The following is a 25143-nucleotide window of genomic DNA, read 5'->3' on the forward strand; positions in this document are numbered from 1 at the left end:
CATGAAGCAGTTCCCCGACTCGCCGCAGGCGCCCGCGGAGACAACGCGCGCCTGGCCCCCCATCTCCGTCGTCATGCCGGTCCTCAATGAGGAGCGGCACCTCCGCGAGGCCGTCGACCAGGTACTCGCCCAGAGCTACCCAGGTGAGATAGAAGTCGTGCTCGCCGTGGGTCCGTCCCAAGACCGAACCCAGGAGGTCGCCGACGCCATCGCGGCGGCCGACCCCCGGGTGATCGTGGTGCCCAACCCGACCGGCCGCACGCCCAACGCGCTCAACGCCGCCATCGGCGCCTCGCGCAACGGCATCGTGGCCAGGGTGGACGGCCACGCCATGCTGCCACCCGACTACCTGCGCGTCGCGGTCGAGACGCTGGAGGAGACGGGCGCCGACAACGTCGGCGGCATCATGGCGGCCGAGGGCATCACGCCGTTCGAGCAGGCCGTCGCCTGCGCCATGACCTCCAAGATCGGCGTGGGCGCCGCCGCCTTCCACGTGGGCGGCACCCCCGGCCCCGCCGACACCGTCTACCTCGGCGTCTTCCGCCGCTCGGCGCTCGACCGGGTGGGCGGCTACGACGAGCACTTCCAGCGTGCCCAGGACTGGGAGATGAACCACCGCATCCGCCAGAGCGGCGGCCTGGTCTGGTTCCAGCCGCGCATGCGGGTCTCCTACCGGCCCCGGCCCAACGCCAAGGCGCTGGCCAAGCAGTACTTCCACTACGGCCGGTGGCGGCGGGTGGTCTCGCGCACCCACGAGGGCACGATCAACCTGCGCTACCTCGCGCCCCCCGCCGCGGTGCTGGCCATGCTGCTCGGGCTGGTCGTCGCGCCGTTCTTCCCCTGGTCGCTCATCGTCCCGGGAGGCTACGTGGCCGCCATAGCGGCGGGCTCGGTGCTGACCGGCGGCGGGCTGCCCGCGGGAGCGTTGCTGCGGCTGCCCGTCGTGTACGCGACCATGCACTGCTCCTGGGGCTGGGGCTTCCTCACGAGCCCGAAGAAGCTGGCCAGGCCGCCCGGCTCATGACCCCGCGAACACCCGCTCCACGGCGGCGTTGAAGCGGGTCAGCGCGTCCGGGGACTCCGGGCCGAGCAGATAGCTCCTCAGCTTGACCCTGGCCCGGGCCAGCGTGTCCTCCCCGTCGAGGAAGTCCGCGAGCCCGGCCAGGTCCTTCCCGAGCAGCACGCCCGCCTCGCTGCTCGGGTAACGCTCGTGGAAGGCCGGCTCGGGCAGGCCCGCGACGTTCGTCACCGCGTACGGCTTCCCGCTGGCCAGGAAGTCGGCCACGACGCTGGAGATGTCGCTGATCAGCAGGTCGCACTGGTTGAAGCAGTCGTACAGGTGCGGCTCGGGCCCTGCGACGATCAGATGCTCGATCCGCGGCGCCTCCCCGGACGCCCGCGACGGGTGCCTGTCCTTCGACTGGGCCAGCTCGGCGGCCTCGATCATGGCCACGATCTTCTTGTGCGCGCGGGTCGCGCGCTTGTCGCGATGGCCGGTCAGCGGGTGCGGCTTGTAGATCACGCGCAGCCGCGGCCGGTGGTCGAGCAGCGCCCGCACGATGCGCGGGCCCATGGTGATCAGCGACGTGTGGAACAGGTCGTCGTTCCAGCCCTCCCAGGTGGGGGCGTACAGGACGGTGCGGTACGGCAGCCCGGGCCCCCGCGTCGAGATGCCCTCCAGCTGCGGCCGGCCGACCTCGTGGACGTTCTCGTCCCTGACGCCCACCCTGGCCCGGCGGTAGCGGTCGCGGCCCGCGGGCCCGGCCACCCACACCTCGTCGTACACCCGCGAGAACGGGTTGAACGAGGCCTCCTTGTCGCTGTCGCCATGGTTGAGGAACGCGCTGCGCAAGTTGGGGATGCGCAGCATGTGGACGTTCCTGCCGACGTTGGAGACGTACAGGCAGAGCTTGGCGCTGGACAGGGCGCGGAAACTCATCAGGTCGGCCGACGACGGGATGCACACCATCGGCAGCGTGGTCGCGTCGAGGTGGCTGGCCATGCCGCGCTCGCGCAGCACGACGATGGCGCGCCGGCTGATGCGCTCGAGCGTGGGCAGCCACATCCTGGCCTGGTAGGCGGCCGCGGTGGCGCCGGAGAAGTACAGGATGACCTCGGGTCGGTACCTCTCGACCTGCTCGCCGACGACCGCCAGCACCCTGGCCTTGTCGGTGAGCGGGGCGGCGCGCCGCACGTACGGGAGGAGCGCGAGCACCCCGGCGGTGCCCAGCACGAGCGCCAGAGCGGCCCCGATCGCGGCGGGCTCGGCGCCGGAGGCCGCGCCGAGCACCGGGAGGGCGTCCAGGTAGAGGAAGCGCATGCTGCGGCTGTCGCGCAGCGACGGGGGCGGCATCTTCGGGATGCGCAGCGCCGAGACGTCGAGGTTGCGGGTGGTCACCGGCATCCTGCTGAGCAGGCCCTTGAGCCGCAGGGCCAGCCCGGTGTGCCCGGCCCGCACCACGTGGATCGCGAACATCCCGGCCGCCAGCGCCACGAACCACGGCGAGTCCACTCCCGCGGTCCGCGCCACCAGCAGCAGGGCCATGGTCTCCCTGGCCGCGAAGCGCGGCGTGACCCCCAGATGGAGCCGGTCGAGCACGTCGGGCAGCGGCCTGGCGGCGCGCGCGGCCACGTACTCCACGACATAGGAGAGCGCGGCGACCACCCCGAACACTGCCGGCGCCGGCCAGAGTGCCGACACCAGCAGCACGGGGTAGCCGCCGAGCAGGGCCGCGATCGCGATGAGTCTCCTCATGTGATCGCACGGTAACAATCGGCGGGTCAAGCGCCGTCCACGCGAACGTCTGCGACGTATCAGGGCAAGTCGGAGATCGACGGAGTTGAGGTGAGCCGGAAGAGGAGCTCGGCGATCCGCAGGTCGACGGGGTGGGTGACCTTGATGTTGTGCTCGCTGCCGGGCACGAGGTGGATCGGCACGCCGGGCAGGTAACGCAGCACCACGCCGCAGTCGTCGGTGGCCGGGCGGGCGGCGAAGTCAGGGTCGGCGAGCGCGCGTTCGTACGCCTCGCGGATCACCGAGAGCCGGAAGCACTGCGGCGTCTGGCTGCGCCGCAGCACCGCCCTGTCCAGCACCTCGCCGATCACCTCGCCGTCGGGTGTGGGGACGGCGACCAGGACCGTGTCGGAGCTGGGGATCGCCACGTTGACCGCCTGGTGCGTCTCCAGCGCCTTGACGCACTCGGTGATGATTCTGGGCTCCACGAGGGGGCGTACGGCGTCGTGCAGCAGCACGTTGCACTCCTCGGTGCCCAGCGCCTGGAGTGCCAGCCACGTGCTCTCGGTACGGCTCGCGCCCCCGTCCACGACCTTGCTGACCTTGTCGTATCCGCCCCTGGTCACGATCTCGCGGATCCGGTCGGTGTGACCCGGCGTCATCAGCACCACGATCTCGTCGATCTCCGGCGCCTCCTGGAACACCGCCAGCGAGTGCTCGATGATCGTCTTCCCCGCGACCTCGATGAGCTGCTTGGGCTTGTCCAGCCCGATCCGCTGCCCCACGCCGCCCGCGAGAAGCACCCCGACCGACCGCAACCGTGAATCCATATCGGCAGCGTAAGCCAGGTCGGCCGGGCAAGAGTCAACGGGCGCTGTCCGGTTTGCTATCGTGATCTTGGATTTGTGCGGCCGCGCCGAGGAGATCGTATGACGACCGAAAGCACCCCGAACATCCCGCTTGGTGTCCCCACCGCCGCGCGCATGTACGACGAGGCGCTGGGCGGCAAGGATCACTTCGAGGTGGACAGGGCGGCCAACGCGAAGCTCTACCAGGTGATCGGCGAAGACCGGGTGCGCTCCACCGCCCTGGAGAACCGCCGGTTCCTCGGACGCGCGGTGCGGTACCTGTCGAAGGAGTGCGGCATCCGCCAGTTCCTCGATGTCGGCTCGGGGCTGCCGACCGCACGTAACACCCACCAGATCGCCAAGGAGGCCGACCCCCATTCGCGGGTCGTCTACGTCGACATCGATCCGATCGTCGCCGTGCACGGCAGGGCGCTGCTGGCCGACGACTCCACCAGGATCGTCACCGCGGACATGCGCAAGCCCGAGACCATCCTGGACAACCCCCGGGTCAACGGGTTCCTCGACTTCGGCGAGCCGATCGCGGTGCTGTTCGTCGCGGTGTTCCACTTCGTCACCCCGGCAGAGGACCCCTCCAGGATCGTGGCGGCCTTCCGCGAACGGCAGGCGCCGGGTTCGTACGTGGCGATCTCCCACCTGACCACCGACGGCATGTCGCAGAAGGAGCAGGAGGGGTGGCATGCCGGGTTCGCCGGTGCGACGGTGCCCCTCGTGCTGAGGAGCGAGAAGGAGATCCACCGCATATTCGACGGTTACGAGCTCGTCGAACCCGGTCTGGTCCGCCCGTGCGACTGGCACCCGGAGGATGACGGCTCCCCCCGCACCACCTCCCTCTTCGGCGGAGTCGGCCGGCTCGAGCGCACCTCCTGAAGCTCCGGCCCCGCAGGCGAACCCCGGCCGCCGCGCCACTCTTACGCGTAACGGTCTCGTTCCGTGATATCGGCTTGACCTGTCGCTACGCTGTGCCTACGCACGCACCCCCAAGCCACGCGGCTCCCGTGCGACCGGGAGGAGACCTGCGCTTTGCCCGACTCATTGACCCGCGAGAGCGCGGCCACGTCGGCCGTCCTGCTCGCCACGACCCCGGCATGCAAGCTCTCCTGTGCCGGCGGCACGCTGCTCGACCGCGTCACTGACCAGCTCGCCACGCTGCCCGTACACGAGATCCAGGTGGTCACCCCTGGCGGCGGCCTCGGAGCCGACCTCCGGGGCATCGCCAAGATCGCCCGCATCTCCGCCGGCACCGTGGCCGTGCTCCCCGCCGACCTGGTGGCCCACACCGAGGCGCTGGCGCTGCTGCTCGACCATCCCGCCCGGAACACCGCGGCCCTGGTCTCCCACGACGCGACCGCGGCGCCCATGCGGCCGCCCGTACGCGTGGAAGGCGGCAGGATCGTCGCCGCGGGCAGCTCGTTCCACGTCGTCCCAGAGGCGAACGCCACGTTCAGAGGCGTGCTGCAGGCGGGCGAGTCCGACCTGGCCTCGCTGGCCGACATCGCGGAGGAGCTGGCCGAGCTGGCCGACACGGGCAAGCTCGGCCCGGTCACCCCCGTCGAGGCGGTCGACCTGCTGCTGGTCGGGCTGGTCAGGTCGGGCGTGGCGGTACGCGCGGCCGGGCTCGGGCCGCTGCACGCCGACCGGGTGGCCGGCCAGAACGCCGCCGACGCCGCCGTCACCAGGCTGGCCGAGGTGGACGAGGCCAGGGTCAGGCTCGACCTCTCGGTCAAGGAGAACGACGGCTTCTTCGCCACCTTCCTCGTCTCCACCTGGACGCGCCACCTGATCAGGCCGGCGGTCCGGCTCAAGGTCGTCCCCAACACCGTCACCGGCGCCTCGATCGGCCTGGCCGGGCTGGCCGCCGTGTGGTTCTCGGCGGGCACGCAGGGCGGCCGGCTGGCGGGGGCGCTGCTGCTCTGCCTGTCGTTCGCACTCGACTGCCTCGACGGGCAGCTCGCCCGCTACACGCGCACGTTCTCGCCGCTCGGTGCCTGGGCCGACGGCATGGCCGACCGGCTGAAGGAATACGTCGTCTACGTCGGCCTGGCCTTCGGCTTCGGCGGCGCCGGCATCTGGCACCTCGCCGTGGCCGCCATGGTCCTCCAGGTCGTCCGGCACGCCGTCTACTTCGCGTACGCGGGGGCCGCCGCCGACGCGGCCCGCGTCGGCGCGCTGTGGGGCCGTCCCGCGCGCTCCCTGCTGGAGCCGGCCGACGGCGGGCGGGCCAAGGGCGTGCTCCGGTTCGCCCAGAGAATGGAGCGTGACACGGTCGTCCGCTGGCTCAAGAAGATCATCGTGTTGCCCATCGGTGAGCGGACGGCCCTGATCGCGGTCACCGCCGCGATCTGGAACGCCAGGGTCACGTTCCTGTCCCTGCTCTGCTGGGGCGGCGTGGCGGTCCTCTACCAGCTCGGCGGGCGGATCGCGAGGTCGGCACGGTGACCTCGACCCACATGAACCCCGTCCCCAGCGGCACGGTCGTGGCCTACCGCGACGACGGTCCCCTCTCTCGCGCCATGGGCCTGCTCGTGGCGGGGCAGCTGCCGCCGCTGCCGCCGGTGATCGCGGGCACGTTCGTCACCGGGGTGCTGCTGATGCTGGGCGTGGCGGGCACGGACGGGCTCGCGGTGTTCGCGCCCGCGGTGACGCTGCTGCTGGCCGGGCCGGGCAGCACGCACGCGCACGACGGCAGGTTCGACTGGCTCGTGCCGCCGATCCTGCGGCTGATCGAGTACAGCTTCGTCGCGGCGTGCGGGTTCGCGCACGGGCTGCACCCCGTGCTGATCTTCCTGGTGCTCGGCGCGCTGGCGTTCCACCACTATGATCTTGTTTATCGGCTGCGGCAGCGCGTCTACCCGCCGCCGTGGCTGGCCACGTTCGGCCTCGGCTGGGACGGGCGGATGATGGCGGTCTCGCTGATCGCCCTGTCCGGCTGGCTGACGGCCGGCTACGTGCTGCTCGCGCTCTACCTGTGGGCGCTTTTCGGCTGGGAGAGCCTGACGTGCTGGCTGGCCGCGCCCCGGTCCGGGGTGGAAGCGGCCGAGGCGGGAACGCAAGACTAACCCCGGATTACCCGCAGAGGGTCAAAAGACGAATACTCTTTGGACCCACGAAGTCATGCTCGACCTAGGAGTGCACGTTGCTGGGAATGGTTCTGGCCGCTGGAGCCGGACGACGCCTGCGGCCGTACACCGACACGCTGCCCAAGGCGCTCGTGCCGGTCGACGGCGAAACCACGATCATGGACATCTCGCTGCGCAACCTCGCCGAGGTGGACCTGCGGGAGGTCGTGGTCGTCGTCGGTTACGCGGCGCAGGCCGTCCACGAGCGCAAGGAGGCCCTCGAGCGGCGGCACGGCGTCAAGCTCACCCTCGTCCACAACGACAAGGCCGAGGAGTGGAACAACGCCTACTCCCTGTGGTGCGCCCGCGACTACTTCTCCCAGGGCGCGCTACTGGTCAACGGTGACACCGTGCACCCGGTCTCGGTCGAGAAGACGCTGCTGTCCGCTCCCGAGACGAGCGACATCCTGCTGGCCGTCGACAACGTGAAGAAGCTGGCCGACGAGGAGATGAAGGTCACGCTCTCGCCCGAGGGCGCGCTGCGGCGCATCACCAAGCTGATGGACCCGGCCGAGGCGTACGGCGAGTACATCGGCGCCACCCTCATCAGGCCCGGCGCGGCCGAGCGGCTGGCCGACGCGCTGCAGGCCACCTTCGAGCGCGACCCCCAGCTCTACTACGAGGACGGCTACCAGGAGATGGTCGAGCGCGGCGAAGTGATCCACACCGCGCCCATCGGCGAGGTCGACTGGGTCGAGGTGGACAACCACGACGACCTGGCCAAGGCTCGCACCATAGCCGTTCGCTACTGAGGGGGCGCGGATGCCGCTTCTAGCGAGGATGCTGCCGGCACCGCTGACCATGCAGGTCAGGCGGGGCGCGGTGGCGGAGCTCGGCGCCCTGCTGGCCGACAGCCGCGTGGCGACCTCGGGCCGGGTCGCCGTGGCCGTCGGCCCCGGGCAGGGCGACCACATCGAGAGCCTGATCGCGCCCCAGCTGGACGAGGCCGAGGTGTTCAGGGTGGCCGACGGCTCGGTCGACGCGGCCGTCTCGCTCGGCGCCGACCTGCGCAAGGGCGCCTACGAGGTGGTGATCGGCGTCGGGGGCGGCAAGACGATCGACGCCACCAAATACGCCGCCTCTCTGGCCGGCATCCCGATGGTCGCGGTGGCCACCAACCTCTCCCACGACGGCATCTGCTCTCCCACGGCCTCCCTGATCTACGAGGGGGGCAAGGGCACGTTCGGGGTGCCGATGCCGCTGGCGATCCTGGTCGACCTCGACTTCGTGCACAACGCGCCGCAGTCACTGGTCAGAGCGGGCGTGGGCGACGTGGTGAGCAACCTGTCGGCCATCGAGGACTGGCAGCTCGGCAACATCGAGCGCGGCGAGCCCATCGACGGGCTGGCCTGCTCGATGGCCCGCACCGCCGCCGAGGCGCTCATCGGCCGCAGCGACTCCATCGAGTCCGACGCGTTCCTGACCGTGCTGGCCGAATCCCTGATCCTGTCCGGCATGTCCATGGTGATCGCGGGCTCCTCCCGGCCCGCGAGCGGTGGAGATCATGAGATCCTTCATGCCGTGGATCAGCTTTTCCCCGGCACCTCCAACCACGGCGAGCTCGCCGGGATCGGTGCCGCCTTCTGCTTCTTCCTGAGGGAGGACGAGGCCCGGGTCGCGCAGGTCGTCGACTGCCTGCGCCGGCACGAGCTGCCCGTCGTGCCCGCCGACATCGGGCTGAGCGGCGAGCAGTTCGCCGAGGCGGTCGCGCTGGCGCCGAGCACCCGTCCCGGCCGCTACACGATCCTGGAGCACCTGCGCATGCAGGACTCCGAGATCCACGATCGGGTGGGGGACTATGTCCGGGCCTTCGGTAGCTGAGCTGCGGCGGGTCGCCCAGCCCGCCGGCCACCTCGAGCGCAGGAACGGCGAGCACTGGGCGGGCGTGCTCTACATGCGCCAGCTGTCCATCTACGTCACCTGGCTCATGACCAAGACGTCCGTCACCCCCAACCAGCTCACCTGGGTGATGACGGTGGCCGGGATCGCGGGCGGGGTCGTGCTCGCCCTGCCGGGGCTGTGGGCCGCCGTGGCCGCCGCCCTGCTGATCCAGATCTACCTGCTGCTCGACTGCTCCGACGGCGAGCTGGCCCGCTGGACGGGGCGGACCTCGCTGGTGGGCGTCTACCTCGACCGCGTCGGCGCCTACTTCGCCGAGGCCGCGGTGCTCGTCGGCCTGGGCTGGCGGGCGTCGGCCGTCCTGCCCGACTGGTACACCGTGCTGGGCTTCGCCGGCGCGCTCGGCGCGATCCTCATCAAGGCCGAGACCGACCTGGTGGAGGTGGCGCGGGCCAAGGGCGGTCTGTCGGCCGCGACCGAGGCGTCCGTGGGGCAGTTCCGCTCCGGGCTGCTGGGGCTGGGCAGGCGGGTGTTGTCCGCGACGAAGTTCCACCGGATCGTGCAGCCGATCGAGCTGTCTTTGCTCGCGCTGGCCGCCGCGGTCATCGACCCGTTCACCGACGGCCTGACGGCGACGCGGGTGCTGGTCGTCGCCTGTTTCGTCGCGGCATGCCTACAGGTTGTCCTGCATTTGGTAAGCATCCTCGCCTCGAAGCGGCTGGCGTGATCTCATGTCGGAACCGGAAGAGGTCCCCGTCCGTCGTATTGATCGGACGTCCGCCGTTCGGTGGGGGTTCACTGCCGGTTCCGATACGCTTAGCTCCAGCCTTTCCATTACATGCAGACCAGCAGACTCGGTGATCATGAAAGAATGCTCCGCCCGTGTTCTCAGCGCGTCAGGACAGTGATTCGTTGAAGATCTCGTGCGTCATCCTCACCATGGGCAACCGGGTCGCGGAGCTGAACCGGGCAGTCGAGTCCGCGCTCAACCAGATCGACGGCGACGTCGAGGTGGTGATCGTGGGCAACGGCGCCGACGTGCCCGAACTGTCGGCGACGCCACCCGAGGGGTCGGCCGCGGTCGTGAAAGCGATCCGGCTCGACCGGAACACGGGCATTCCCGCAGGCCGTAACCGGGGTGTGGAGGAGTGCTCCGGAGACGTCGTGCTGTTCCTCGACGACGACGGCTGGTATGCCAGCCAGAAGGTCGTCGCGCACGTTCGCGACCGCTTCGCCACCGAGCCGGACCTCGCCGTGATCTCCTTCCGGGTGATGGACCCCGACGGCGGCATCGGCCAGCGGCGCCACGTCCCGCGCCTGCGGGCGGGCGACCCGCAGCGCTCCTCGCCGGTCACGACGTTCCTCGGGGGCGCCTCGGCCATCAGGCGCTCGGCGTTCCTCCAGGTGGGCGGACTGCCCGAGCGGTTCTTCTACGCCCACGAGGAGACCGACCTGGCCTGGCGGCTGCTGGGCGAGGGCTACCGCATCGAGTACGACGCCGAGACGGTGATGTACCACCCGCAGGTCCCGCCGACGCGGCACGCCCAGTTCTACCGGCTCAACGCGCGCAACCGGGTCTGGCTGGCGCGGCGCAACCTGCCGTGGCCGCTGGCGTTCCTCTACCTGACCAACTGGGTCGTGCTCACCCTCCTGCGCGAGCGCGGCTCGGGCGAGGCGCTCAAGGCGTGGTTCGCCGGGTTCTTCGAGGGGCTGCGCACTCCGGCGGGGGAGCGGCGGCCCATGGCCTGGCGCACCGCCTGGCGCATGGTCAAGCTCGGCCGCCCGCCGATCGTCTGACTCAGACTTCCACGGCTTCCCCGAAGGACATCGCGGCCCGCGCGATCGTGCTGGTGAACATCGCCCGCTTGGGCAGCCCCAGCTCGCTCAGCTCCTTGGCGATGGGATGGTTGCCCAGGCGGATCAGCGCGCCGCTGGGGCGGATCCTGGCGCCGCGGGCACGTACGGACCAGGGGATGCGCCGCGTGATCCCGTCGCGGTGCGTGTAGGCGTCCAGCGGCGCCATGACCGTGGCGCCCGGCGCGGGCATGCCCGGCTTGATCAGCAGGTCCAGCACCAGCCTGCCGTCCCTGCGCAGGGTGCACCGTTTGTACGCCGAGCCGAGCCGCAGCTCGATGTCCGCCAGCTCCTTCGGGAACCCCCACAGCGTCCGCCCGGCCTCCAGCGTGAACGGCTGGTCCACGGGCAGCCAGTGCACGAACACCCCGGCATGCCGCAGGTCCCGCAGCCCGCGGGTCCCTGAAACGCCTGGAGGGCGCACCAGGAACGCCATGCCGAACTCGTGGTAGGGGTCGAGGTCTCCGTCGCGGTAGTCCACGAACAGCAGCACGCAGACGGCCTTGCCGGGCATGACCTCGGCCACGTCGAGTCCGGAATATGCGATCACCGCCCTGGCGGCGTCGGCGCGTACCGCGTAGGAGGCGCTGCAGACCTCAGCGTCCCGCACCCGCACCGGCATGGCCACCGTGCGGCCCTGGATGAGATGCGTTGCCATGCTTCCCAGTACATCAACCCGTCGGTCCTGTCGCCATTCACGCCCCCGATGTCCTTCCGTGGGGCGGTGGTCAGACCGCCAGGGCGTGGGCGGGGAGGCCGGCCCAGGATTCGGCGCGGCGTACGAAGGCGGCCGCGTGGTCCGGCCAGTGGTGGCGCAGACGGGCCTCCACGTGGCCGAGCGCGCCCAGCCGGACCCGCCGTGCCGAGTCGTCCTTCAGGTCCAGTACGGCGTTCAGCACGGCATCCACGTCCCGCGGCACCACGAGCCCGCACCCGGTGGCCTCGACCAGCGCGGCCCCCTGGGGCGTCGTGATCACCGGCAGCCCGCGTCCCATGTAGTCCATGATCTTGGTGGGCAACGTCCGCACCGTGTCGTCGGCCAGCGACAGACCGGCCAGCGCCCCCTCGGCCATCCGCAGCGCGTGCCGGTTGGGCACGTACCCGAACCAGTCGAGCAGCCCCACCCGCTGCGCGTCACGCAGGAGTGGCCGGACGTCGTGGGCGGCGGCGCCGATGAGGTCGAGCCTGATGCCGTGCGGGATCAGCCGCTCGGCGAGCCCGATCAGCTCCGACACGCCGCGCTCGGCCGAGAGGCGGCCGATGTGCACGACCCTGGTGTCGCCGGGAGGAGGCGGGCTGGAGGACACCAGGGTCGCCTCGGGCACCTCCACGGGAGTGATCACCTGGTGCCGTCTCCCGGCCCGGGCGAACTGCTTGGGAGTGATCTGCTCGCGTACGTCCCAGACCACCGGCGGGCGTCTGTAGGGCAGCGCGTGCAGCAGCCGTTGCTCGTGGACGATCAGCAGGTCCGCGTCCTTCACGCCGCGTCTGAGCGCCGCGCGCGCCCTGCCGTACGAGGCGTGCCGCGCCACGTCGATCGCGGTGAGCCCCATGGCGGGGGTCACGTTGAAGTACGTGAACGGCGCGACGTAGGTGACCTCGTGGCCCGCGTCGAGCAGCGCCCTGATCTGCCGGTGCATGATCCGGGCGTCCTCGGGATGATGGACGGTCGTGGCGACACATGCGCGCATGTGTCGATGCTCCGCGCTTACCAGGTCAAAGGCGTAAATGCAGGTGAAACGGTCGCTTAACTTCGTGAGGGGCGGCGATAGAGCCAGGTCAGGCGGGGCTCAAGCACCCACTTGAAGATCGTACGGGTCTCCGGCAGGCACAGCACGATGGCCAGCGCGAAGGCGCTGGAGGCGATCGCCAGCACGCCGAGCGGCCCGAACAGCCACGGCAGCTCGAGCCAGCCCATCTCCTTGGCGACCAGCACGGGGATGCCGTGGAGCAGGTAGCAGTAGAGCGTGCGGGTGCCGAGGTCGGAGAACCACGTCTCCCCCCTGGGCACCAGCGCCAGGACGGCGAAGCACATGGCCAGCGCGCACACCAGCAGCCCGGCGCGCAGGCCGAGGCCCATGTACCAGGACAGGTCGAGGTCCTGGAAGCTGGCCTTGAAGTAGAACGGGTCGAGCGGCGCCTTCGGCGCGACGTAGATCGCCACCGCCGCCGCGCCGAGCATCGTGAAGACCGACACGACCTTGAGCCAGCGCCGGTTGAGCATCTCGAAGTGCTCGGGCTGCATCACCAGGCCGATCACGAAGAACGGCATGAGGCCGAAGAAGCGGTCCATGCTGAAGTCGCCCTCGATCTGCGAGAACCCCGCGAAGAGGTAGATCGCGATCGCGACCGGCACGGGATATTTCATCCGCTTCCACACCGGCGTGGACAGGCGCCAGAACAGCAGCGCCAGCAGGTACCAGTTGAGCCACGCCGGGTCGATGATCGTCAGGCTCCACTTCTGGCCCACGGAGACGCGGAGCAGGGCGTAGCCGACCTCGACGATCACGTAGGGAACGAGGAACGTGTCGACCAGCTTGTTGGTCTTCGCGTTGGAGTTCCAGAAGTTTCGCGACAGGTAGCCGCTGATCAGCACGAACAGCGGCATGTGGAACGTGTAGATGAAGATGTAGAGGGCCCTGGCGGAGTCGGCGGAGAGCGTCGGCACCAGCGAGTGGCCGATGACCACCAGCGCGATCAGCACGAACTTGACGTTGTCGAGGAACGGGTCGCGCCTGCGCTTGGGCTGCTGGGGCTCCAGCTGCGGCTGCGGCTGCTGCTTAGGCGTGTCGCCCACCGTCGTCCGCGGCTGCCGCCGGGAGCGCTCGACCGCCTCCTGCGGCTGCTGCCGGGGACGCTCGACCGTCTTCTGCTGCTGCCGAGGGCGCTCGACCGGCTGCTGCTGGGGCCGGTCCTGCGTCGCCGTCCGCAGCTGCGGCTCAGGGCGCTCGTGCGCCGCCTGCCGCGGCTCGTCGACCTTCACCACGGGCTGAGGCTCGGTGAGCTCACCTGGCGCGATCCCGTGGGGATCGGCCGCCTCGCTCCAGAACGCCTCCTCCGGCAGCGGCCAGCGGGCTCCCGTCTGGGCGGGGCCGCCGGCCTCCTCCTCGGGGCTCCGCGGAGTCGTGACCGGTGGGGAGAATCTGGTGTCAGACACAGGGGAGTCGCTCAGCTTCGCTCGGGGCCGGGGAACACGACGACAGCACGATCAACGGATGGCCTCTCGGCTCCGTGTCGCGCTGCGTCGCCGACCCGCAACAGACTATCCCGCCCGCACGGCTCCTGTCCCTCGCGCGGGCGGAGAAGGAGCGATTCCACAGGGAACTTGGAGCGTCTTGGGATTGCCTGTTCGGGTTTCCGCACCTCGCCGCTCAGGGCGGGTCGGGGCGTCAGACGTCGCTCGAGTAACGCATCGCGCGTTCGGGCAGCTCGACGCCCGGCCAGATGCGCACGCCGTTCTGCAGCTCGTTGCCCGGCCCCACGATGGCGCCGTCGCCGATCACCGCGTCGCTCACCACCGTGCCCGCGCAGACCCGCGCCCCTCTGCCCACCACGGAGTCCGTCACGCAGGCGCCCGCCTCGATGACGCAGTCGTCGGTCAGCACCGAGCCCACCACCGTGGCCCCCGCCTCGATGACGACTCGCGCGCCGACCGCGGTGCCGCCCTGCACCTTGGCCTCCGGCGAGACCCGAGCGCCCTCCAGCGCCAGGTATTCGCCCGTCGGCCCGGGCAGCGCGGGCGACGACACGCGCCCCAGCACCAGGTCGCGCGACCCCTGCACGAACGCCGCCGGAGTGCCGACGTCGAGCCAGTACGTGCGGTCCGCGAAGCCCAGCACCAGCTCGCCCGACTCGATCAGCCCGGGGAACGTCTCCCGCTCCACCGACACGACCTCGTCCCGGGGGATCGAGTCGATCACCGACCGGCTGAAGACGTAGCAGCCGGCGTTGATCCGATTCGTCACCGGGTTGGGCGTCTTCTCCAGGAACGCGGTCACCCGCCCCGTCTCGTCGGTGGGCACGCACCCGAATCGCGAGGGATCGTCCACTTCTGTCAAATGGAGCGTTACAGCGGCCTGCCGTGCGAGGTGAGTGCGCACCTGCTCGCCGATGTCATGACCGGAGAGGATGTCGCCGTTCAGGATGAGCACCGGGTCGTCGGGCCCGGACGTGAGCGCCTCGGCCGCGTTGCGGATGGCGCCGCCGGTGCCCAGCGGCGTCTCCTCCGTGATGTATTCCAGCGAGAGCCCGAACGCCGACCCGTCGCCGAAGGCGGGCTCGAACATCGAGGCCTTGTACGAGGTCGCGAACACGATCCGGCGCACGCCGAAAGCGCGCGCGCGGGCGAGTTGGTGTGCCAGGAACGGAACCCCGGCGGTCGGCAGCAGCGGCTTCGGCGTGCCCAGTGTCAGCGGACGCAGGCGGGTGCCCTGCCCCCCGACCAGGAGAATCGCCTCGAGGTCTGGCAACGAGCTCTCCATCACTCCGTGAGGTTACCGAACTATTCGATCGCGCGTTGATAGGAGCTGAGATGTGCCTCTGCCGAGGCGTCCCAGGTGAATTCGCGTGCTCTTGCCAGCCCCGCCTCCCGCAGTTGCCGCCTGCGGGCGGAGGAGCCGAGCAGGTCCCCCAGCGCCGAGGCGATGCTGTCGGCGTCGGGCTCGGTGTAGGCCACCGCGTCGCCGCCGACCTCGGGCAACGAGGTGCGGTGTGTCGTCAGGACGGGGGCGCCGCAGGCCATGGCCTCCAGCACCGGCAGCCCGAACCCCTCCCCGCGTGAGGGGAAGGCGACCACGAGCGCTCCGCCCAGGAACCCGGGCAGGTCGGGCGCGCGCAGGTAGCCGGGCCGGATGACCCTGACCGTGGCCTCCACCTCGCGGCAGGCGGCGTCGACGTCGTCCTCGTGCACGCCGCCGCCGATCACCAGCGCGGGCGGCTCGGGCAGCTGCTTCACGGCGGTGGCGAAGCCGCGGATGAGGTTGGGAACGTTCTTGCGGGGGTCGAGGGCGCCCAGGAACGCCACATAAGGCTGGCCGTGCAGCCCGCACCTCAAGGCGACCCGGCGGATCTCCTCCTCGCTCGGCGGGTGGAACTGCGCCAGATCGACCCCGTGGTAGGCGACGTCGATGCGGGTGGGATCGGCGGAGAGCACGCGGACGAGCTCGTCCCTGGTCGCCTTCGACGGCACGATCACCCGCTGGGCGTGGCGCACTGCCATGCGCGTGGCGGAGCGGAAGAACGAGGACCGCGAGCCGTGCTGGTCGGGCTCGGTGAACCAGGTGGCGTCGTGGATCGTCACCACGGTCGGCAGGCCCGAGCGGAGCGGGATGGAGTAGTAAGGAGCGTGGATCACGTCCGCCCCCGCCTGGCGGGCGAGCAGCGGCAGTCCGGTCTGCTCCCAGGCGAGCCTGGCGGCCCTGTTAGAGATCGCGACGGGTCCAGGAATGACCAGGGCCGAGGGCGCGAGGCGCCGGTACCGTTCAGCTTCGGAGCGCTGGCAGACCACTGCGAGGTCTGCGCCGGCCCGGTGGAGCGCGGCCACGAGCCCGTCCACATATCTGATCAACGCGCCACGGTCCGCGGGGACCGCCGCCGCGTCGACGAGCACTCGAGGCATTACGAAGATCTTCTCCCCTCAAGATCCACGTGGGACTGGTCGTCCCCCTCTCAAGTTCAGCTTATGACCAGCCTCCCCTAAATCGTGGGCCAAATCACACCGAGTCGCGCCGCGCCGCGATTCCCGCCAAGCCGGCGCAGATCAGATCCCCCACAACAATGACAATGCGGGACGAAAGCGCCACCGCAATAGCGGCACCGCTGTCCAATTGGGGCGCAAGTACGGCGACCATCGCGACCTCCCGCACCCCGGCGCCCGCCGGGACGACGAAGGTCAGGATGCCCAGGCACCACGACAGCGCGAAGGCGCCGACGGCGAAGAGCAGGCCGCCCTGGGGGGCGACGAAGTAGAGGTGCACGCCGTAGGAGAGCCAGCCGGCCAGCGCCCAGCCGAGCGCGGTGAGCATGCCGCGCCTGGTGAGCGGGCGTTCGAGGGGCTCCCGCTTGAGCCTGCGCAGGGCGTACCCGATCAGGCCGTTGATGACCTTGGGCTCGAGCAGGACCAGGAGCAACGGGATGAACAGCAGCAGCCAGCCGTACTTGTCCCAGCCGAGCGTGACCAGCGTGACCAGCAGGCCGGTGGCGAGCTGGATGGGCATCATCAGGAAGAACGCCGCCGCGCTGCGCGAGCGCGGCACGCCGAGGTCGCGGCCCATCTCCATCTGGGCGATCACCGGCCAGACGGCGCCGGGGATGTACTTCCCGAGCTGGCCCACGAAGAAGACCTTGGCGGCGGGCCTCAGCGGCAGCGGGGAGCCGAGGTCGGCCAGGAGAGTGCGCCAGGTGAACATGGCCCCGAGCAGCGCGGCGACCACCGCGGCCAGCGACCCGGCCAGCGCGACCGGCGACAACCGGGCGAACCCGGCCACCACGGCGTCCCACTGCTTCGCCACGGCGTAGCCGCCGAAGCCCAGCGCGACCGCGAGGAACGCGTACCGGACCACTCTGCGGAGGAGCGGCCGCGACGGCGGCGCCTCCGTGCTGTCACGCTGCTCCACAGTGCCCTGACTCATATCGGGCGGACCCGCTCGGGCGGCTGCGGCAACGCCGCGCCCGCGGGCCGCCGCGGGGTCTTGGTGGCCACCCACAGGTACGTCGGCACGAGCGGCAGCAGCAGCCGGAGCACCTCGCGAGGAGTGCGGGCCAGCACGCCCTGCGCGATCCGCCCCAGCGCGCCGGGGAACAGCTCGCCCCCCGCGAACCGGCCGGGCGTGGCGAGCACGGGGAACGTGTAGTCCCACACGTGGAAGGCCCTCAGCATCTTGCGCAGCCCGCGCCGCGTCCTGAACCGCTCGTAGTAGTGGTCGGCCCGCCCGGACGCCCGCACGTAGCGGTCGGCCAGCGCGGGCGGCAGGTAGGACAGGAACGGCAGCTTGTAGTGGGGCTCCATGACGCCGAGCCGGTTGCCGAGCCCCAGGTAGAGCACCCCGTCGTCGGACAGCACGCGGTGCATCTCGGCCACCACCGCGTCGGGGTCGACCACGTGCTCGTAGATGTGGTTGAACACCAGCACGTCGATCGACCCGTCGGGGAACGGCAGCGCCGTGCCGTCGCCGCAGACGAACGCCACCCGCTCGCCGAACCGGTCGGCGGCCTTGCGCAGCCCCGGCACGTCGATGTCGATGCCCAGCGTGTGCTTGGCCCCGGCCTGCGCGAGCTCGTCGGCGATGAAACCCGCGGAGCAGCCCACGTCGCCCACCGTCAGCCCGCCGAGCGGCCCGCGGAAGTGCTCGAGCACCGCGATGATCTTCGCAGCCTTCCGTCTCCGCTTGCCCTCGTCGAGCATGGCGGACTGGAACTCCGAGTATTCGAGCTGCGCGACCCGTTGCTTACCCACGAGGACCCACAGTACCCAAAGGGCCTTTGGTACGGTGGCCGACCTGGCAGAACCCACCCGGACGGGGGCCAATTGACTATTTTCGACAAGATCCGTGGGGAGTTCATCGACATCGTCGAATGGCTGGATGACAGCCGCGACACCCTCGTCTGGCGCTTCCCCCGCCACGACAACGAGATCAAGATGGGCGCCCGGCTGATCGTCCGCGAGTCGCAGGTCGCGGTCTTCGTCAACGAGGGGCAGATCGCCGACGCGTTCGGGCCGGGGACGTACACGCTGGAGACCGAAAATCTGCCGATCCTGTCCACGCTGAAGGGCTGGAAGTACGGGTTCGAGTCGCCGTTCAAGGCGGAGGTGTACTTCGTCAGCAGCCGCCAGTTCGCCGACTTCAAGTGGGGCACGCAGAACCCGGTCATGGTGCGCGACCCCGAGTTCGGGCCGGTGCGGCTGCGGGCGTTCGGCGCGTACGCGGCCAGGGTGACCGACGCCCGCGCCCTGCTGCGGGAGCTGGCCGGCACGGACCCGCAGTTCCGCACCGAGGAGGTGGAGGGCTACCTGCGGCAGATGGTCGTGGGCCGGCTCGCCCACGCGCTCGGGACGGCCGGGGTGCCGGTGCTCGACCTGGCCGCCAACCAGCACGAGATGGGGCGGCGGCTGGCCGAGGCGCTGACGGCCGACCTCGCGGCGGTGGGCATCGCGATCCCGAACTTCACCATCGAGAACATCTCACTGCCGCCCGAGGTGGAGCAGGCGGTGGACAAGCGCTCGCAGATGGGCGTCGTCGGGGATCTCGGGGAGTACGCGCGGTTCCAGGCAGCCGAGGCCCTGGAGAACGCGGGCGGGGCGGCCGAGGGCATGGGCCTGGGCATGGGCATCGCGGCGGGTCAGCAGATGGCCGCCGCCCTGAGCCAGGACCAGAGCGGGCCGCCGCCGCTGCCGCAGCCAGAGCGGTGGTACCTCGGCGTCGACGGCGAGCGGCGCGGCCCGTTCGACGAGGCGGAGCTGCCGGCCGCCGGGCTCACCCAGGACGCGCTGGTGTGGAAGTCCGGGATGCCGCAGTGGGCGCCCGCCCGCGACGTCCCCGAGCTGCAGGCACTCCTGCGCGACACGCCACCCCCCTTCCCGCCCGCCTGAAGGACCTCACGTGACCTCCCCCACCCGGACCCCCGCCCATCCGTGCGCGGGCTGCGGCGCGAGCGTGGCCTTCGCCCCCGGCACCACCGCCCTGCGCTGCCCGTACTGCGGCCTCGAGCAGCAGATCGCCGCGCCCACCCGCCAGGTACGCGAGCTCTCCTACGAGGCGTTCCTGGCCAAGCCCCGCATACAGACCCTCGCCCCGAACCAGTTCACCTGCCCCGGCTGCGCCGCCCGCACGGAGAGCGACGCGATCTCCCGGACGTGCCAGTTCTGCGGCACGGTCCTGGTCGCCGACACCGCGAACGACAGCCAGATCGCCCCCGAGGCCGTGCTCCCCTTCGCGCTCGACCGCGACGGCGCGAGGAGCGCGCTCCGCACCTGGGTGCGCAGCCGCTGGTTCGCCCCCAACCGCCTCAAGAAGGTCACCGAGGCGGAGTCGATGAAGAGCACGTACCTGCCGCACTGGACGTTCGACACGGGCACCGTCTCCGACTACGTCGGCCAGCGCGGCGAGCACTACTGGATCACCACCTCCTACACCGACAGCAAGGGCCAGAGGCGCACCCGGAGGGAGCGGCGGACCCGCTGGTACCCGGCCGGCGGTCGCGTGGCGCGTGACTTCGACGACGTCCTGGTCCCCGCCACTACCCAGGTGGACGTGGAGGACCTGAACGAGCTCCAGCCCTGGCCGCTGAAGCAGGCGGTGCCGTTCCACCCGCACTACGTGGCCGGGCACCACAGCCTGCGCTACGACACCGAGCCGCCGGTCGGCCTGGAGCAGGCCAAGGTCATCATGCGCGACGTCATCGAAAAGGACTGCCGCAGGGACATCGGCGGCGACGTGCAGCGCGTCTTCTCGGTCGACACGCACTACTCGAACGTCATGTTCAAGCTGGTTCTGCTGCCGGTCTGGGCCGGAAACTACCTGTTCAGCGGCAAGACGTACCAGGTGCTGATCAACGGCGCGAACGGCGAGGTCCAGGGCGACCGGCCGTACAGCGCGGTCAAGATCGCGCTCGCGGTGCTCGCCGCTTCGGTGCTGATCGGCGCTGTCGTCTGGCTTTACCTGGCGGCCCGCACGTAGCCTGAGCGAATGCTCCGTCGCCTGCTGCGCGTCGCCCTCGCCCTCGTCGCACTCGGTTTCCTGGGATACGGGCTGGCGAAGAACTGGGATGAGACCATCGGCGCCGTCGCCGCGATGTCGCCGTGGGCGGTGCTGGGGGCGTTCGCCGCGGTGCTGCTCGGCCAGTTCTTCATGCTGGTGGCCTGGCGGGAGATCCTGGCGGGGCTCGGCACACAGGTGTCGCTGCGGATCGCCGGGCGGATCATGTTCGTGGGCCAGCTCGGGAAGTACATCCCCGGCGGTGTCTGGGCGTACGCGGCGATGATGGATCTCGGGCGCGACCACGGCAGCCCGCCCCGGCGCACGTTCGCGACGATCTCGCTGGGGCTGGTGATCAACCTCGGGGTCGCGATCATGATCGCGGCGGCCACGCTGAGCCAGCTGGAGGCGGTGCGCCGGGCGTGGTACCTGGTGCTGCTCGTGCCGGTGATCGTCGTGTGCCTCCACCCCAAAGTGCTCACCTGGGGTCTCAACCTGGCGCTGCGCATCGCGCGCAAGGAGCCGCTGGAGAGCGTGCTGTCCAGCCGCACGGTGTACGTCGCCGCCGCGTGGACGGCGCTCGGCTGGTTCGTGTACGGCCTGCACATCTGGCTGATCGCCGGACGGTGGGACCTCTACCTCGTCGCGACCGGCGCCTACGCGTTCGCCTGGGCGACGGGCATCCTCACCGTCGTGGTCCCGGCGGGGGTCGGGGTCAGGGAGGGCGCGCTGGTGCTCGTGCTCGGCCCCGTCATCGGCGCCCCCGCGGCGCTGGCGGTGGCGATCGTGTCACGGCTGGCGTTCACGCTGGCCGACGCGACCGCCGCGGGCGTCTCGTTCGTGCTCGGCCGTCAGGCGCCGAGCAGCGCCCCCGTGTACGCCGACCAGAACGGCTCCGGATCGACCGCCTTGACGCCCGACCGCAACCTCTCCGGCTCGCCCGAGGCGTAGAACCGCTCGATCGCCGCGCGGAGCGCCCCCACGTCGCCCGGCTCGACCAGCAGCCCGTCCACCCCGTCGGTGACGTGGTCGGCGAGCGCGCCGACGCGGGTGGCGATCACGGGCACGCCGTGCTCGTGGCCGAGCCAGACGTTCTGGCTGGCGGTGGCGTTCCGGTAGGGGAGCACGAGCGCGTCCGCCTGGGCGAACAGCTTCGGCACGTCCGCGGCGGCCACGTAGCCGGGGCGCAGCTCGACCCGGTCGCCGATGCCCAGCTCCTCGATCAGCGCCTTCGTCCCGTCGAGCCCGCCCCAGAACTCACCCGCGACCGTCAGCCCGATCCCCTCGGGCAGCGCCTTGAGCAGCAGATCCAGCCCCTTGTACGGCCGCACGATGCCGAAGAACAGCAGCCGACGATGGACTTGAGTGGATTTTTCGGCATTCGTCGAGGGCAGGTGCGGCGGCAGCGCCGCCACGCTGACCGGCTTGCCCGTCAGCCCCCTGGCCAGTCCGGCCTGCTGCTCGGAGTGGGTCAGGACGCCGCCGACCCGCTTGAGCAGCGCCTTCATGAGCGGCTCGTCGTACGGCTTGCGCTCGTGGGGCAGCACATTGTGACAGAGGGCAATGGTCCGGACTTTTCGCCTTATCCCGTACAAAATCCCCAAATATGCGGGAACCTGCACCGGGCTCAGCACGGCCAGCACCACGAGATCCGCCGACCGCAGCCGCTTGCCCGCGGAAACCCACCCGTCGGGCCTTCGCCAGTCGAGCCTGCGCACGGTGCTCGGAAAGGGCGTGCCCTCGGGCGCGGAGATTGTCTGCTGCCCCGGGTAGAGGAACGACGGATACTGCGCCCGCCACGACTCGATCACCACGTCATGCCCCTGGGCCGCGAGCCGGTGCGCCAGCTCGGTGGTGTGCTGAGCCCCGCCCCCCTTGTACGGATAGCTCGGGCCGACGATCGCGATCCGCACGCGCCTACTCTCCCCGCGACCGCACGATCAGGTCGGCAAGCAGCGCCACGGACCCGATCAGCATGCCGGACAGGAAGATCATGACGGTGTTGGCGGGGAAATAGAACGGGTGCTGGACCATGTCCCACACCCCCTTCACGAACCCGATGCCCACCAGCCACAACGCGGGCGGCATCAGCACCTTGAGCGGGTTGAAGTACATGATCATCCGCAGCACCTGCAGGATGTAGCGGTACGCGTCGGAGACGAAGCTGAACTTCGACTTCCCGGCCCGCTTGGCGTACTCGATCGGCAGGTAGTAGATGTCGTGCTGGTTGGACAGGAACGACAGCGTGATCGTCGTCACACACGAGAACCCGGGCGGGAGCAGCCGCAGGTAGGGCTTGGCCACCGTCCTGCGGAAAGCCCGCAGCCCGGAGTTGAGGTCGGGGATCTTCTGCCCGGCCAGCTGCTCGGCCACCTTGCGGATCACGAACTTGGCCGGGACCCGCAGGAACTTGTGCGAGCCCTCCTCGCTGGTCCGCGCGCCCACCACCTGGTCGATCGTGCGGTCCTTCTCCAGGATCTGCACCAGCTCGGGGATGCGCTCGTTGGGGTAGGTCATGTCGGCGTCGGTCCAGACGACGATCTCGCCCCTGGCCTCCTGCGACCCGATGCGCCGCACGGTCCCGGCGCCGCCGTTGCGGTGGAAGGCGCGGATGCGCAGGTGGGGGAATCGGGGAGCGGCCTCGTGCAGCCTGGCCAGCGTCTCGTCGGTCGAGCAGTCGTCCACGGCCACGAGCTCGTAGGTGTAGCCGCTCGAGTCCATGGCCCTCGTGATGCGCTCTACTTCGTCGATGACGTGATCCTGCTCGTTGTAGCAGGGCAGGACGATGGTGACGTACGGCGCTTCTTCCACGGCAGGTCCACTCTTGGGGGTCTCAAGCGTGCTCACGGGGCTTGAGGTTACTCTGCCCAACTCAAAGCCGAGTCCACGTGCGCCCAGTGGGAGCCCCTACTTCCAAGATCGCCCCGGGTCGCCGGGCGGTCAGGGCAGGGCCATCCAGGCGTTGATCCGCAGCGACCAGGTGCCGTTCGGGGCGTCCACGAGTGAGCGCTCGTCCTGGCGGCTGACCAGCGCCATCACCTGGGACGCGGGTCCGTACGGCGAGACCTGGCCGGCCTCGGCGGCCAGCACGACGGGCACGCGGCCCGTTGCGCGCACGCGCTCGATCAGGCGGCGCACTTGCGACTCAGGGGCGACGTCCGATCCCTTCTCCCGCACCACCTCCGCCGCCGGGCGGTCGCACATGCCGCGCATGAGCTGGGTGAACCGGTCGCTGGTGACCCGCTCCACGATCAGCACCGACGCGTTGGGCGGCATCTTCGCGCACATCGCCGCCACAGCCGCCGCCTCCCCCCGCTCGACCGGGTCGAACGCGGTCCCGATCGAGGTGACGGCCGGCGGCACGACAACGGCCAGCACCGCGAGCGCCGTCCCCCAGCGCCGGAGCCCGGGGCCGGACACCCAGGCGGGACCGCGCCGTACGGCGAGGTCCCGCAGCCGGGTCTGCTCGCCCAGCCAGGCCAGCCCGTACGAGGCCAGCAGGATCAGCCCGGGGATCACGATGGGGACGAGGCGGCGCGCGGCCCACGGGTGGTCGGGGGTGATCTCGGGGCGCACCAGCGTGGTGACGGTGGTCCAGCCGACGACCGCGAGCGGCAGCAGCCACTCGAACGGCCTGCCGTCCCGCAGCAGCCTCCCGACCAGCACCGCCGCCGCGACCGTGGCCAGCACGACCACGGGCAGGCCGATGTACCAGATCACCCAGTGCAGGGAGTTCTCGAAGTAGAGCCGCGTGCCGTCGATGGGCAGGCCGTTGACCTGCTGGGTCTGCTCGATCATCAATTCCGTGCGCCGGTCGTCCAGCGTCGTGGGAATCCTGGTGACGGTCTGCAGCCACGGGCGGACGTACAGGCCGACCATGAGCAGCACCACCAGCGCGGCACCGGCCGTGGGGGCCCACTCCGGCAGGCGGATCCTGGCGAGCAGCGGGGCGGCGGCCGTGCCGGCCAGGGTGAGCAGGAGGACGGCGGCGCAGATGAGCAGCAGCGGATTGACCGAGCCCGACAGGTAGGACAGGTACGGCCGGGCGAGCAGGTACGCGGCGAGCATGCCGGCGCCGGCGCCCACGACGAGCCCGGCCAGCAGCGGCAGCCCCAGCATCCCCTGCGGCCTGGCGAAGCGCCGCATCGCGATCAGCAGCCCCGCGAACGCCAGCACCGGCAGCACGTCACGCAGCCCGTCCACCCTGACCAGCACGGCCAGCCCGAACACCAGCCCGGCCAGCAGCCCCCGCCCCCAGCCCGAACTGTCAGGTCTCAGCCCGCCGTGGCCCGTCCCGCCCGCTGCGCCCACCCGGGCGAGCGCGTCGTGCGCCAGGGCCAGGCCGCCGAACAGCAGGATCAGCGACGGGATCTCGCTGAACGTGCTGCGCGAGGTGTAGAGGACCGGCATGCTCACCGCGAAGGCGGCCGACGCCGGCACCGCCCAGCGCGCCCCCGCCAGCCGCGCCACCACCCCGCCCACGGCGAGCACGGCCAGCCCGCCCAGGACGCCAGGAACCGCGAACGGCACGCCCAGCCAGTCGCCCACCGCGAACAACATGGGCGGCCCGGGCATGAACTGCGGCACCACCGCCCCGTCCACCTGGTAGAACCCGACGCTCCTGAAGACCAGCGCGGGATCGGCGCCGCCGAACGCCGCGGCCTGCGTCGGGATGGGCAGCGAGCCGTGGCGCGCGATCCAGGCCGCGTACTGCGCGTACGTCGCCGGATCCCGCCGGACGATGACCTGCTCGGCGTGCATGACCACGTTGAACACGCCCGACGCCCCGGCCACCGCCACGACCCCCGCGACCTGCCGCCACGTGGCCTCCAGCTTGACCGGCCGCCGCGTGCCCGCCCAGCACAGCAGGGCGGCGGCGGCCAGCCCGAGCAGCCCGGCCGGCAACGGCGCGAACCAGCCGAGCAGCAGCAGTGGCAGCCCTGCCAGCAGCCAGCCCGCCACGGCGAGAGCGGGCACCACCGAGAGCGCGGAGAGCACCCGTCCGGGTCGATCGAGTTCCATCGGTGAGCGAGCGTATC

The 25143-nt window shown here is 70.8% G+C and carries 23 protein-coding genes; 11 read left to right on the forward strand and 12 right to left on the reverse strand.

Features of this window, described 5'->3' with window-relative positions; all coding sequences use genetic code 11:
* Position 1 precedes the first annotated feature (1 nt).
* Positions 2-1024, forward strand: coding sequence for a glycosyltransferase family 2 protein (locus ACIBVN_RS53330; RefSeq protein ID WP_397149348.1), 1023 nt, complete (start codon positions 2-4; stop codon positions 1022-1024).
* On the opposite strand, the gene ACIBVN_RS53335 is transcribed toward ACIBVN_RS53330, so the two are convergent.
* A complete protein-coding gene (locus ACIBVN_RS53335; protein WP_397149350.1) occupies positions 1019-2755 on the reverse strand; it encodes a CDP-glycerol glycerophosphotransferase family protein in 1737 nt (578 codons plus the stop codon). The genes ACIBVN_RS53330 and ACIBVN_RS53335 overlap by 6 nt on opposite strands.
* Positions 2756-2814: 59 nt before the next feature.
* A complete protein-coding gene (locus ACIBVN_RS53340; protein WP_397149352.1) occupies positions 2815-3564 on the reverse strand; it encodes a 2-C-methyl-D-erythritol 4-phosphate cytidylyltransferase in 750 nt (249 codons plus the stop codon).
* 99 nt (positions 3565-3663) lie between these two features.
* On the opposite strand from ACIBVN_RS53340, the gene ACIBVN_RS53345 reads away from it, so the two are divergent.
* The 7 genes from ACIBVN_RS53345 (at position 3664) to ACIBVN_RS53375 (ending at position 10355) form a co-directional block, all read left to right on the forward strand.
* Positions 3664-4470, forward strand: coding sequence for an SAM-dependent methyltransferase (locus ACIBVN_RS53345; RefSeq protein WP_397149354.1), 807 nt, complete (start codon positions 3664-3666; stop codon positions 4468-4470).
* Positions 4471-4623: 153 nt separating this feature from the next.
* Complete coding sequence (locus tag ACIBVN_RS53350) at positions 4624-6039, forward strand: CDP-alcohol phosphatidyltransferase family protein (RefSeq protein ID WP_397149356.1); 1416 nt, start codon at positions 4624-4626, stop codon at positions 6037-6039.
* Positions 6036-6659, forward strand: a complete 624-nt coding sequence (locus tag ACIBVN_RS53355) for a DUF5941 domain-containing protein (RefSeq protein ID WP_397149358.1) — start codon at positions 6036-6038, stop codon at positions 6657-6659. Before ACIBVN_RS53350 ends, ACIBVN_RS53355 begins: the two co-directional genes overlap by 4 nt.
* A gap of 77 nt (positions 6660-6736) precedes the next feature.
* Entirely contained in the window at positions 6737-7471 is a 735-nt protein-coding gene (locus ACIBVN_RS53360; protein WP_397149360.1) for a sugar phosphate nucleotidyltransferase, read from the forward strand.
* Between the two features lie 28 nt (positions 7472-7499).
* Entirely contained in the window at positions 7500-8540 is a 1041-nt protein-coding gene (locus tag ACIBVN_RS53365) for an iron-containing alcohol dehydrogenase family protein (RefSeq protein ID WP_349447179.1), read from the forward strand.
* A complete protein-coding gene (locus ACIBVN_RS53370; protein ID WP_397149362.1) occupies positions 8518-9285 on the forward strand; it encodes a CDP-alcohol phosphatidyltransferase family protein in 768 nt (255 codons plus the stop codon). Before ACIBVN_RS53365 ends, ACIBVN_RS53370 begins: the two co-directional genes overlap by 23 nt.
* Positions 9286-9470: 185 nt before the next feature.
* Positions 9471-10355 carry a glycosyltransferase family 2 protein gene (locus ACIBVN_RS53375; protein ID WP_397149364.1) on the forward strand — a complete coding sequence of 295 codons (885 nt, stop codon included), beginning with the start codon at positions 9471-9473 and terminating at the stop codon, positions 10353-10355.
* A gap of 1 nt (position 10356) precedes the next feature.
* Here ACIBVN_RS53375 and ACIBVN_RS53380 read toward each other — a convergent pair whose 3' ends face one another.
* The 7 genes from ACIBVN_RS53380 to ACIBVN_RS53410 all read right to left on the reverse strand — a co-directional run bounded on the left by ACIBVN_RS53380 (position 10357) and on the right by ACIBVN_RS53410 (position 17865).
* On the reverse strand, positions 10357-11070 hold the full coding sequence (locus ACIBVN_RS53380) for an acetoacetate decarboxylase family protein (protein ID WP_397149366.1): 714 nt from the start codon (positions 11068-11070) through the stop codon (positions 10357-10359).
* Positions 11071-11140: 70 nt separating this feature from the next.
* On the reverse strand, positions 11141-12103 hold the full coding sequence (locus tag ACIBVN_RS53385) for a glycosyltransferase (protein ID WP_397149368.1): 963 nt from the start codon (positions 12101-12103) through the stop codon (positions 11141-11143).
* 56 nt (positions 12104-12159) lie between these two features.
* Entirely contained in the window at positions 12160-13569 is a 1410-nt protein-coding gene (locus tag ACIBVN_RS53390; protein ID WP_397149370.1) for an acyltransferase family protein, read from the reverse strand.
* A gap of 232 nt (positions 13570-13801) precedes the next feature.
* Positions 13802-14893 (reverse strand): sugar phosphate nucleotidyltransferase, encoded by a 1092-nt coding sequence (locus tag ACIBVN_RS53395; RefSeq protein ID WP_397149372.1) that lies wholly within the window; start codon positions 14891-14893, stop codon positions 13802-13804.
* A 20-nt stretch (positions 14894-14913) separates the two neighbouring features.
* Complete coding sequence (locus tag ACIBVN_RS53400; protein WP_397149374.1) at positions 14914-16029, reverse strand: glycosyltransferase family 4 protein; 1116 nt, start codon at positions 16027-16029, stop codon at positions 14914-14916.
* 94 nt (positions 16030-16123) lie between these two features.
* Positions 16124-17041 carry a lysylphosphatidylglycerol synthase domain-containing protein gene (locus ACIBVN_RS53405; RefSeq protein ID WP_397149376.1) on the reverse strand — a complete coding sequence of 306 codons (918 nt, stop codon included), beginning with the start codon at positions 17039-17041 and terminating at the stop codon, positions 16124-16126.
* On the reverse strand, positions 17038-17865 hold the full coding sequence (locus ACIBVN_RS53410; protein ID WP_397149378.1) for a methyltransferase domain-containing protein: 828 nt from the start codon (positions 17863-17865) through the stop codon (positions 17038-17040). Before ACIBVN_RS53410 ends, ACIBVN_RS53405 begins: the two co-directional genes overlap by 4 nt.
* Positions 17866-17937: 72 nt before the next feature.
* Between ACIBVN_RS53410 and ACIBVN_RS53415 the strand changes: the two genes are divergently transcribed.
* The 3 genes from ACIBVN_RS53415 to ACIBVN_RS53425 are packed head-to-tail and all read left to right on the forward strand — an operon-like array spanning position 17938 to position 21055.
* A complete protein-coding gene (locus ACIBVN_RS53415; protein WP_397149380.1) occupies positions 17938-18999 on the forward strand; it encodes an SPFH domain-containing protein in 1062 nt (353 codons plus the stop codon).
* A gap of 10 nt (positions 19000-19009) precedes the next feature.
* Entirely contained in the window at positions 19010-20086 is a 1077-nt protein-coding gene (locus tag ACIBVN_RS53420; RefSeq protein ID WP_397149382.1) for a hypothetical protein, read from the forward strand.
* A 9-nt stretch (positions 20087-20095) separates the two neighbouring features.
* Positions 20096-21055, forward strand: coding sequence for a lysylphosphatidylglycerol synthase domain-containing protein (locus tag ACIBVN_RS53425; RefSeq protein WP_397149384.1), 960 nt, complete (start codon positions 20096-20098; stop codon positions 21053-21055).
* Here the strand turns inward: ACIBVN_RS53425 and ACIBVN_RS53430 are convergent.
* The 3 genes from ACIBVN_RS53430 to ACIBVN_RS53440 form a co-directional block, all read right to left on the reverse strand.
* The gene (locus tag ACIBVN_RS53430) at positions 20956-22017 is read right to left on the reverse strand and encodes a glycosyltransferase family 4 protein (RefSeq protein ID WP_397149386.1); all 1062 of its coding nucleotides are present in this window, start codon (positions 22015-22017) and stop codon (positions 20956-20958) included. The two genes, ACIBVN_RS53425 and ACIBVN_RS53430, sit on opposite strands and share 100 nt — an antisense overlap.
* Positions 22018-22021: 4 nt before the next feature.
* The gene (locus ACIBVN_RS53435; protein WP_397149387.1) at positions 22022-22951 is read right to left on the reverse strand and encodes a glycosyltransferase family 2 protein; all 930 of its coding nucleotides are present in this window, start codon (positions 22949-22951) and stop codon (positions 22022-22024) included.
* Positions 22952-23044: 93 nt separating this feature from the next.
* Positions 23045-25126, reverse strand: a complete 2082-nt coding sequence (locus ACIBVN_RS53440) for a hypothetical protein (protein WP_397149389.1) — start codon at positions 25124-25126, stop codon at positions 23045-23047.
* Positions 25127-25143: the final 17 nt, after the last annotated feature.

This window comes from Nonomuraea sp. NPDC049400, assembly GCF_044466425.1.
Lineage (GTDB): Bacteria > Actinomycetota > Actinomycetes > Streptosporangiales > Streptosporangiaceae > Nonomuraea.

Coding starts and splice junctions, on each gene's coding strand:
- ACIBVN_RS53330 (WP_397149348.1), top strand. CDS start 2: ATGAAGCAGTTCCCCGACTCGCCGCAGGCGCCCGCGGAGACAACGCGC.
- ACIBVN_RS53335 (WP_397149350.1), bottom strand. CDS start 2,755: ATGAGGAGACTCATCGCGATCGCGGCCCTGCTCGGCGGCTACCCCGTG.
- ACIBVN_RS53340 (WP_397149352.1), bottom strand. CDS start 3,564: ATGGATTCACGGTTGCGGTCGGTCGGGGTGCTTCTCGCGGGCGGCGTG.
- ACIBVN_RS53345 (WP_397149354.1), top strand. CDS start 3,664: ATGACGACCGAAAGCACCCCGAACATCCCGCTTGGTGTCCCCACCGCC.
- ACIBVN_RS53365 (WP_349447179.1), top strand. CDS start 7,500: ATGCTGCCGGCACCGCTGACCATGCAGGTCAGGCGGGGCGCGGTGGCG.
- ACIBVN_RS53370 (WP_397149362.1), top strand. CDS start 8,518: ATGTCCGGGCCTTCGGTAGCTGAGCTGCGGCGGGTCGCCCAGCCCGCC.
- ACIBVN_RS53380 (WP_397149366.1), bottom strand. CDS start 11,070: ATGGCAACGCATCTCATCCAGGGCCGCACGGTGGCCATGCCGGTGCGG.
- ACIBVN_RS53385 (WP_397149368.1), bottom strand. CDS start 12,103: ATGCGCGCATGTGTCGCCACGACCGTCCATCATCCCGAGGACGCCCGG.
- ACIBVN_RS53395 (WP_397149372.1), bottom strand. CDS start 14,893: ATGGAGAGCTCGTTGCCAGACCTCGAGGCGATTCTCCTGGTCGGGGGG.
- ACIBVN_RS53400 (WP_397149374.1), bottom strand. CDS start 16,029: ATGCCTCGAGTGCTCGTCGACGCGGCGGCGGTCCCCGCGGACCGTGGC.
- ACIBVN_RS53405 (WP_397149376.1), bottom strand. CDS start 17,041: ATGAGTCAGGGCACTGTGGAGCAGCGTGACAGCACGGAGGCGCCGCCG.
- ACIBVN_RS53425 (WP_397149384.1), top strand. CDS start 20,096: ATGCTCCGTCGCCTGCTGCGCGTCGCCCTCGCCCTCGTCGCACTCGGT.
- ACIBVN_RS53440 (WP_397149389.1), bottom strand. CDS start 25,126: ATGGAACTCGATCGACCCGGACGGGTGCTCTCCGCGCTCTCGGTGGTG.